Source organism: Metabacillus fastidiosus NBRC 101226, assembly GCF_001591625.1.
GTDB lineage: Bacteria > Bacillota > Bacilli > Bacillales > Bacillaceae > Metabacillus > Metabacillus fastidiosus.
The window spans coordinates 1-1,782 of record NZ_BCVG01000213.1; the positions used below are offsets into that span (position 1 = coordinate 1).

Genomic DNA, 1,782 nt, shown 5'->3' on the forward strand with positions numbered 1-1,782 from the left:
ATCATCGTAACATTTTCTTGTTCCCTTGTCAATAACTCTTTTGAAATTGTTTTTTAGCATAATTTCGTTTGCGTTAAGGACAGGATTACATCTTATCATAAATAAGCAATCTTGTAAACCCCTAAATTCTTTTTTGAAAGAAAAAGTATTTTTAAAATAATTTTCTCTCACTGGGGAATTCCTATATTACGCTCATTTCTTTTAGATGTCAACAAAATATTAAAGAAAAATTCCACTCAATCATTTTTATATAGATTCATCTTCCAAAAACAGTTTAATTCTCAATATACTTTAAGACAAATAGTATCTCTAAAAGCTCTCATTTTTAAATTGTCTAAATAATCAATAATTTTTATTTAGGACAGCTGATCCCGCCTATGATGCATTTCTTCCATACTTACATACAATAGCCAGTTCTTTATAATAATGAGAGCTGATTAGATAAAATTATATTAATTTGCAATAAATGGTGCTTTATGTATATATTCCTGATTTTCAATTTCATTTATGATAAAAGCTGCTATATCTTGATTAGTTATTTTTGTACCTGGCATATTTTTGAGATCTTCTTTAACATGGCCTGTCCTAGAACCATCTACTACAAAAGGAAGTCTAATTATTGTCCATTCAATCAGTTTATTATGAAAAAGAATATCCCATTCTTTTTTCTTATCTTTCATCATTTTAGGAAAGAAAATTTCAAACATCTTTGCACCGGCTCTATTTAAAACACTCTTTTTATCTCCATTGATAGTTAAAGAACCACCTGTCACGCCAATATAGCGACTAATTTGCAACTCTTTCATTATTTCAAGTATATTGCCAGTTACCTCACTGTACATTGGTATCTCTTTAACTGGCTGACCAAATGTATTAATAACTATTTGGCAATCTTTTAATAGCTTATAAATTAACTCTGGATCTTGTATATCTCCTTTCACGATCTCAATCCTATCATTTTTATGTGCCAATCTTTCTGGATTTCTAACAAGCATACGGACTTGATAGCCTTTTTGTAATGCTATATCAGCAATATAACGCCCGACTTTCCCCGTTCCTCCAATTACAGCTATTTTATAGGTCTTCTTCATAATACACCTCCAAAATAGTATACGATTGAAACTCCTGTAAGTTTCAGGAATTTCTCCTATTGAATTTTTTCATTAAATTTCAAGAGATGTATTATCTAGAAAAAGACATCATAGCCTTGGTGAATTGCAGCACTAATAAAATGTAACTTATATCCAACTATAAGCGTCTACCTCAAAAAGGAGATGACTATTTTGGAGAAACTAAGATTTATGTTACTCTTCATTATTTTACCACTGACTTTAGCTGGATTATTTTATTCTAAAAATGATTTACCTCTTGAGATGGTTGCATTTGAAAGTCTTACAGATGAAGAAGCAAACTTAATTCTAGTAAGCCCCAAAGATTCTATTGTGGAGAAAGTAACCGTTAATAACCATATAGCATCTCTCATTAACAAAAACTATACGAAAAATAAAATTTACTCTGTTACATTTAACGGCACTGAGACTGACTCTGCTGGAAATCTTGTAGTCTATGTAGATTTGGATAGAACTGATGTCGTCGGAAAGGGATTTAATGAAAAACAGCTTTCTCTATTATGAATGATGGCCTGTTTTCTATATTGCTAAGCTCTATTCACCACACCATATAGCTATAACAAACAAGGACCAAAGGGAAGTAGAAAAATATTTTAATAAAAATTATATTTTGTAAAATAAAAAAAACCTAATCCAAAACGGATTAGGTTTT

Annotated in this window: 2 protein-coding genes; one reads left to right on the top strand and one right to left on the bottom strand. The window is 30.2% G+C overall.

Annotation, left to right across the window (positions count from 1 at the left end):
* Nucleotides 1-452 precede the first annotated feature (452 nt).
* The gene (locus tag BFA01S_RS21430; protein WP_066235661.1) at nt 453-1,091 is read right to left on the bottom strand and encodes an NAD(P)-dependent oxidoreductase; all 639 of its coding nucleotides are present in this window, start codon (nt 1,089-1,091) and stop codon (nt 453-455) included.
* Nucleotides 1,092-1,283: 192 nt separating this feature from the next.
* Between BFA01S_RS21430 and BFA01S_RS21435 the strand changes: the two genes are divergently transcribed.
* The gene (locus BFA01S_RS21435) at nt 1,284-1,634 is read left to right on the top strand and encodes a hypothetical protein (protein WP_066235663.1); all 351 of its coding nucleotides are present in this window, start codon (nt 1,284-1,286) and stop codon (nt 1,632-1,634) included.
* Nucleotides 1,635-1,782 lie beyond the last annotated feature (148 nt).